The sequence below is a fragment of the Anaerotruncus massiliensis (ex Togo et al. 2026) genome, from assembly GCF_030825285.1.
In the GTDB taxonomy this organism is placed as follows: Bacteria; Bacillota; Clostridia; order Oscillospirales; family Ruminococcaceae; genus Anaerotruncus; species Anaerotruncus massiliensis.
This window is the reverse complement of record NZ_JAPJQF010000083.1, coordinates 1-6,375: the sequence shown is the minus strand read 5'-3', so window position 1 is coordinate 6,375 and position 6,375 is coordinate 1. Positions and strand designations below refer to the sequence as shown.

Genomic DNA, 6,375 nt, shown 5'->3' with positions numbered 1-6,375 from the left:
GGTTCCTTTCTTGGGCACGCAAGAAAGGAACTCGCTGTCGGTCGACTACCGACAACTTCCTCCGCTCACTGAGCGGCGGCCCCGATCGCCTCCTGCACCGCCCCGCGGGAAAGCTCGGCGGCGGAGCCGCTCAGCGCGAGCCCGCCATCCCGCATGACGGCGATGTTGTCGCAGAGGCCGAACGCCTCGTCGATGTCGGCGGTGAGCCAGAGGACGGCCGCGCCCTTCTGGAGGAGCTTGTTCATCTCAAAATAGAGCCGCATTTTAGCGGGGATGTCCACGCCGGCGGTCGGCTCGCAGAGCAGGTAGACGAACGCCTGCTTGCGCATCGCGCGTTCCACCAGCTCCCGCTGGCGGTTGCCGCCCGTGATGTACTCCTGCTGCGGCCGGAGCATGACGTAGTTGCCGAGAGCCTTGCCCACGCTGGCCATCAGCCGTTTGGCGGAGATTGCCATGCGGCTGGCGGAGGTGTCCTGCTTGCCCGCGTTGACCGCGATCTCGCTTTCGCGGATCTCCTCCTCGTCCTCCTGGCTGGAGGCGAGCACGATGCCCGCCCTCACCGCCGTGATCGGCGAGGGAATCTCCAGCGGGGCGCCGTTTAAGAAGATCTTCCCCGTCGTCTTTCCGAGTCCCGCGAGGCTGCGCGCGACGCTGAGCTTGCCCGACTGGGCGCCGCCCATGAACGCGGTCACCTGCCCGGCGCGCAGCGAAAGGCTCACGCCGGAGAAGTTCGGCCCCGAGAAGTCCTCGAGGCGCAGGACCTCCTTCCCGGCCTCCGGACGCTCGCGGTAATAGATGTTTTCCGACTTGATGCCGTAGACCGCCTCAATCAGCGCCTTCTCGTCGAATTCACCGGCGGGCGCGCTGCGCACGATCTCCCCGTCCTCCATGACCGAGATCGTGTCCGCGACCGCGAGCACCTCGTTCAGGTCGTGGGAAATGATCAGGAAGGCGCGGCCCTCCTGCTTGAGCCCGGCAATCGCGTCGTAAAGCCGCTGCTTTTCGCTCTCGTTGAGGTGGGTGGAGGGCTCGTCCAGCAGGATGATCCGCCCGTCGGTGACGATCGCGCGGGCGATCGCCGTGAGCTGGCGTTCCGCGTCGGTGAGGTTGCCCATCGGCGCGCGCGGGTCGATCTGGACGTTCATCTGGCGGAAGACCTCCTCACACCGGTGGAGCATCCGCCTGTTGTCCACCAGCCCGAGCTTGCCGCCCATGCGCAGCTCGTTGCCGAAAAAAAGGTTCTCATAGACCGGCAGGTTCGCAAACATCTGCTGGTGCTGCGCCACGAGGATCAGCCCGTTTTTGACCGCGTCGGAGGTGTTTCGGATCTCGGCGGGCTGCCCGTCGATCAGCACCTGCCCTCTGTCGGGCGTAAAAACGCCCATGATCGTGGAAAAGAGGGTGCTTTTGCCCGAGGCGTTGCGCCCCACCAGCGCGTGCACCTCGCCGGGGCGCAGCGCAAGGTTGATCCCCCGCAGATAAAATTCGCTGCTGATGCGGCGGCTGACGCCGCGCAGTTCCAGCAGATACCGTTCTTCCATCCCTACTCCCCTCAATTCTTCCGGGCGGCTTCCAGCACCGCCGTCACCGCCTCGACATTGACCCCGCGGTCCTCGTCGAACCGCGCGCGGTTCAGGTAGCCGCGCAGCTTGCCCATCTTGATGACCTCCGGAGATTTGATATAGCTGATCGTCTTCTTGCCGTTAAAGGTGATGACCGCCACCTGCTCGACCGGCACCCGGTGCCCCGCGTCCCGGCAGAGGGTGAGCACCCGGCCGGAGCACTGGGCCGCCGCCCTGCGCGGGTTGGGCACCGAATACCGCTTGCCTTCGTCCGCGATGACCCACTGCTCCTCGTCGGGCCCGCCGAAGTATTCCCCGGCGTAGCAGAGGTCATAGACGAGCAGAACGCCGAAATAACCCACAAGGATGTGATCCGCCCAGCCGGAAAGCCCGTTCGAGACGAGCACGGGGCTGTCGATCACCTTGTAGCCGCGCGGCGCGGCAAAACTGCGCAGCGCGCGCGAAACCTTCCTACGCTCCGAATCCTCCGTGCGGGGGTGCAGTTTTTTGTAGAGCACCAGCGCGGCGCCGGCGGCCAGCACCGCCACGCCGAAAAAGATCAAAAGTCCCCAAAACGTATCCATGTCCAACGCCCTTTCCCTATAGAATCGCCTTTGCTAATGATAGCAAATCGCGGCGGTTTTTGCAAGAACGCGGGCGCCCCGGGCGGCCCGCTTGACTAACCGGGGAAATCCGTTATACTTAAAAGGTGCCGAAACGGCCGGAAGGGAGGCTTCCGCCTTGAAAAGAACCATCGCGCTCCTCTGCGCGCTGCTCCTCTGCCTGACGGGCTGCCGTTCGGAGGGGCCCGGGCAGGACGCCGCCGTCGAAAGCGCCGGTCCCCTTGTGGAGACCGCCGAACCGGAAACGGCGATCGAAAAAATCTACGAGAACGTGACCGTCCGCGGGCTCGCCGACGCGTCGGACGACGACCTGACCGATAAATTTTTCCTCGACGTCTCGATGCTCGACAGCTACTGGGTGCGTTTTTCCTCGGGGGATTTCGGGCTGGCCGACGTCTTCATCCTCAAGCCGTCCGAGGGGATGGAACCCAAGGTGCGCGACGCGCTCGAGCAGGTGAAGCTCAACCGCGCCAAGGAGTTTGAAAACTACGACGTCTACGACGCCCACCAGATCGCGCAGGACGCGGTCATCTATGAGCAGGGCGGCTATCTCATCATGCTCATGCTCGCGGACACCGACGCCGCGCGGGACGTCATCGACCAGTACATTCCGAAGATTTGAGGGAAAGGGGCCGCGAGGCCCCTTTTTTGCCGCGTTTTCGCGGCGCGGACATGCTATCCTGTCCGGAGGACGGGCCCGCGCCCGCCCCGGCTTTCGGCGGGTTTTCCGCCGTTTTGCCGCCGGAAGTTCCCCAAAAGCCCGCGGCTGTGCTATAATGCAGGCAGGGAATTTTTTCCTGTTTTCGGCCGCGCCGCCGGAACCGGTGGTTCCTTTCCATTTTCGCCAAGGAGGTTTGCGCCATGCCCCAGTCCCACTCCGCCGGGAAACCCGGCCGCGTCCTGCTCTTCGACGAGCTGCGGGGCCTGTCCATCCTGCTGGTCGTCATCTACCACGGCGCCTTCGACCTGATCGCCGTCTACGGCGTCAGCATCCCCATCTTCGACGCGCCGCTGCTCCAGAAGTTCCTGCAGCCCCTCTTCGCCGGGCTCTTCGTCTTCATTTCGGGCGCCGTCTCCCGTTACTCCCGCAGCAACCTGCGGCGCGGGCTCGCCTGCTTCGCCTGCGGGCTGCTCATCACCCTCGTCACCGGCCTGCTCCCGATGGTGCCCGACCGCTTTGGCATCCTCCACCTGCTCGGCGCGAGCATGGTCCTCTTCGCGCTGCTGCGCCCCCTGCTCGACCGGATTCCCACCGCCGCCGGGTTCCTTCTCTTTTTCACCCTCTTCTTTTTCTGCCGGAGGGTGCCGGACGGCGTCTTCGGCTTTCCGCCCCTCGCCGCGCAGCTGCCCGAAAGCTGGTACACCGCCAGCCCCTGGCTCTTCCCCCTCGGGTTTCCCCAGCCCTGGTTTGAATCCGCCGACTACTTCCCCATCCTCCCCTGGACCCTTCTCTTTTTCGCGGGGTCCTATCTCGGGGTGTGGGCGCGCGCGGGCAGGCTGCCCTCTTTCTGCTACCGGGGACGCCTTCCCGCCCTCCAGACGGTCGGGCGCAAAAGCCTCTGGATCTACCTGCTGCACCAGCCGGTGCTCGTCCTCCTGCTCGGCGCATTCGTCTGGCTCGCACGCGGCGTGCTCGGCCTGCCCATCTGAGCGGGCGGCCCGGACCCCTCGCGGCGCAAAAAAAGGGCCGGATGCTCTGCAACATCCGGTCCAAGCTGTTTGAGGTGTGTTTTGAGGAGGGTAGAGATACTCAAAATGTTTGCGGCTAATCTTGAGTACATCTTTATTATAACCATTTTTCCGGGTGGTTTGTTAAGGATTCATGGCTACTTTTTAAAAAAAAGTCACTCTTTTTATAAACGAAATTTGAATATTGGTAACACCCGTTTCATCCTGTTAAAGTTTTTAGAACATACGTTTGCATTTTGGGACGTCTTCTGCTATACTGGAACCGAAAACAAACCATGCGGGAGGTGCCCATATGCAGCAGTTGTCACCGCGGGAGGCCGACATTCTCGAGGTTATCCGCACATCGATTGACGCCGGCGTGGTCCCCAGCGTCCGGGAGATCTGCGCGCGGCTGGGGATCAAATCGACCTCGACCGTGCACCGCTACCTCACGAGCCTCCAGGAGAAGGGGTACATCCTGCGGGAGGACAACCTCAACCGCTCGATCCGCCTGCCCCACAGCGAGGTGACGCGGGTCCCCGTCGTCGGCACGGTGGCCGCCGGACAGCCGATCCTGGCGGAGGAGGTCATCGAGGACTACCTGCCCGTCGCGCTGCACGGGGACGCGAAGGAGCTCTTCGCCCTGCGGGTGCGGGGGGACAGCATGATCAACGTCGGCATCTTCGACGGCGACCTGATCGTGGCGCGGCGCTGCGAGACCGCCCGCAACGGCGAGATCGTCGTCGCGCTGGTGGACGACGAGGCGACCGTCAAGCGCTTTTACAAGGAGAACGGCGGCTACCGCCTCCAGCCGGAGAACGACGCGATGGAGCCGATCTATACCGACCATGTGGTCGTCCTCGGGCGGGTGGCCGCCCTCTACCGGGAGTTCTGAAACTTTTGCCGCCGAGGGCGGCGGAAAGGCGGGGTTTCTGCTTGATTCGGGCAATCTTCTTTGACATCGACGGGACGCTGGTGAGCTTTTCGACCCACCGCATCCCCGAAAGCACCTGGCGCGCGCTCGACGAGGCACGCCGGAAGGGGGTCCTCCTCTTCATCGCCACCGGGCGGCACACCTCCGTCATGCAGGAGGGGCACATCCTCGGCGACTTCCCCTACGACGGCTATATCACGCTCAACGGGCAGTACTGCTATACGCGGGAGGGCATGGTCCACCAGAACTGCGTGCCCCCCGCCGACATCCGCGCACTCGTGGAGCTGCTCGACCGCGATCCCTTCCCCTGCCTCTTCATGGAGAAGGACCGGATCTACGCCAACCGGATCGACGACAACATGCGTTCGGCCCACAAGGCGGTGAATCTTCCGCTGCCCGAGGTGGCGGACTACCACCGCGCGCTCCACCACGACGTCTACCAGCTCAACTTTTTCCTCACCCCCGAGGAGGAGTCCTACCCCCTCTCGCGGATGCCCGGCTGCGCCGCCACCCGGTGGAGCCCCTACTTTTCCGACATCACCCCGCGCGGCGGCTCCAAACGCATCGGGATTGAAAAGATGCTCGCCCACTTCGGCATTCCGGCCTCGGATACGATGGCCTTCGGGGACGGCGGCAACGACATCGAGATGCTGCGCTTCGCGGGCGTGGGCGTCGCGATGGGAAACGCGGGCGAGGAGGTTCGGCAGGCCGCCGACGACGTCACCGACGACGTCGACCACGACGGTATCCAAAACGCGCTGCGCCGGTTCGGCGTCATCTAAAAAAGAAGCCCCCCGCAAGGGGGGCTTCTTTTTAGCCGTTGGGTCTCAGTCCTTGCCGCGGACCGCGAAGAGCAGGTCGATCGACGGGGCTTTGCCCACGCTCTTTTCGGTGTGCAGCTCATATTCCAGGTTGCGCGCCGCATAGCCGCTCCCGGGAAGCCACTTCGTATAGAAATATCGCTTGGCCTCCCCCACCGCCGGGCCCCACAGAAACCCGAGCTTGGGGCGGACGGTGATCCGCGCGTAAAGGCCCGCCTCCAGCGTGAAGGCGGCGAGCGGCGGGGCCGCAAAATTCCCCGCAATCAAAAGCTCGAACGCCTCCGTCCGCGGGTCGTAATTCCGGGAGAGGACATAAAGGGGCAGGACCTCCCCCTCTTTTTTCCCGACGGCCTGATAATATTCCGCCGAGAGGCGGGGGATATCCTTCGAGACCGTCCGGTCGCTCGATTTGCCCCAGACGCCGTGGATTTCCTGCGCTTCCATCGTTTCCAGCGTAACGGTCAGGTTGGCCATATCGCATCCGCTCCGTTCTTTTTCAGCTCTCTTTCATCCTATCACTCCGCTCCCCCCGGTGCAAGGGCCCGCGGCCGGGAAAAAGAAAAAGCAGCAACATTGCTGTTGCTGCTTTTTGCGCCGGCACAGTCCTATCTTCCCGGGAAGTCTCCCTCCAAGTATTTTCGGCACCGCTGAGCTTAACTTCCGTGTTCGGGATGGGAACGGGTGGGACCTCAGCGTCATATGCACCAACGAATGGCTCCCCCTGTCTGGCTCGAACAGACGACCCTGCGGTTAACAGCCGCATGCTC

The 6,375-nt window shown here is 63.6% G+C and carries 7 protein-coding genes and 1 rRNA gene; 4 read left to right on the top strand and 4 right to left on the bottom strand.

The window, feature by feature from the left end; all coding sequences use genetic code 11:
- Positions 1-65: 65 nt before the first annotated feature.
- Both RCI06_RS13900 and RCI06_RS13895 read right to left on the bottom strand, forming a co-directional pair.
- On the bottom strand, positions 66-1,541 hold the full coding sequence (locus RCI06_RS13900; protein WP_101548173.1) for an ATP-binding cassette domain-containing protein: 1,476 nt from the start codon (positions 1,539-1,541) through the stop codon (positions 66-68).
- An 11-nt stretch (positions 1,542-1,552) separates the two neighbouring features.
- Positions 1,553-2,146 carry a nuclease-related domain-containing protein gene (locus RCI06_RS13895; protein WP_146021659.1) on the bottom strand — a complete coding sequence of 198 codons (594 nt, stop codon included), beginning with the start codon at positions 2,144-2,146 and terminating at the stop codon, positions 1,553-1,555.
- A gap of 157 nt (positions 2,147-2,303) precedes the next feature.
- On the opposite strand from RCI06_RS13895, the gene RCI06_RS13890 reads away from it, so the two are divergent.
- From RCI06_RS13890 to RCI06_RS13875, 4 genes are all read left to right on the top strand, one after another.
- Positions 2,304-2,807, top strand: a complete 504-nt coding sequence (locus tag RCI06_RS13890) for a DUF4358 domain-containing protein (RefSeq protein WP_172439108.1) — start codon at positions 2,304-2,306, stop codon at positions 2,805-2,807.
- A 239-nt stretch (positions 2,808-3,046) separates the two neighbouring features.
- Complete coding sequence (locus tag RCI06_RS13885) at positions 3,047-3,835, top strand: heparan-alpha-glucosaminide N-acetyltransferase domain-containing protein (RefSeq protein ID WP_306576400.1); 789 nt, start codon at positions 3,047-3,049, stop codon at positions 3,833-3,835.
- 331 nt (positions 3,836-4,166) lie between these two features.
- On the top strand, positions 4,167-4,748 hold the full coding sequence (gene lexA, locus RCI06_RS13880) for a transcriptional repressor LexA (RefSeq protein WP_101548165.1): 582 nt from the start codon (positions 4,167-4,169) through the stop codon (positions 4,746-4,748).
- A 41-nt stretch (positions 4,749-4,789) separates the two neighbouring features.
- Entirely contained in the window at positions 4,790-5,569 is a 780-nt protein-coding gene (locus RCI06_RS13875) for a Cof-type HAD-IIB family hydrolase (RefSeq protein ID WP_306576399.1), read from the top strand.
- 45 nt (positions 5,570-5,614) lie between these two features.
- Here RCI06_RS13875 and RCI06_RS13870 read toward each other — a convergent pair whose 3' ends face one another.
- The gene (locus RCI06_RS13870; RefSeq protein ID WP_306576398.1) at positions 5,615-6,082 is read right to left on the bottom strand and encodes a GyrI-like domain-containing protein; all 468 of its coding nucleotides are present in this window, start codon (positions 6,080-6,082) and stop codon (positions 5,615-5,617) included.
- A gap of 118 nt (positions 6,083-6,200) precedes the next feature.
- Positions 6,201-6,317 (bottom strand): 5S ribosomal RNA (rrf, locus tag RCI06_RS13865).
- Between the last annotated feature and the right edge of the window lie 58 nt (positions 6,318-6,375).

What these genes read in the sequence shown, in the direction of transcription:
- RCI06_RS13895 (WP_146021659.1), bottom strand. Translation starts at nt 2,146, where the DNA reads ATGGATACGTTTTGGGGACTTTTGATCTTTTTCGGCGTGGCGGTGCTG.
- lexA (WP_101548165.1), top strand. Translation starts at nt 4,167, where the DNA reads ATGCAGCAGTTGTCACCGCGGGAGGCCGACATTCTCGAGGTTATCCGC.
- RCI06_RS13900 (WP_101548173.1), bottom strand. Translation starts at nt 1,541, where the DNA reads ATGGAAGAACGGTATCTGCTGGAACTGCGCGGCGTCAGCCGCCGCATC.
- RCI06_RS13885 (WP_306576400.1), top strand. Translation starts at nt 3,047, where the DNA reads ATGCCCCAGTCCCACTCCGCCGGGAAACCCGGCCGCGTCCTGCTCTTC.
- RCI06_RS13870 (WP_306576398.1), bottom strand. Translation starts at nt 6,082, where the DNA reads ATGGCCAACCTGACCGTTACGCTGGAAACGATGGAAGCGCAGGAAATC.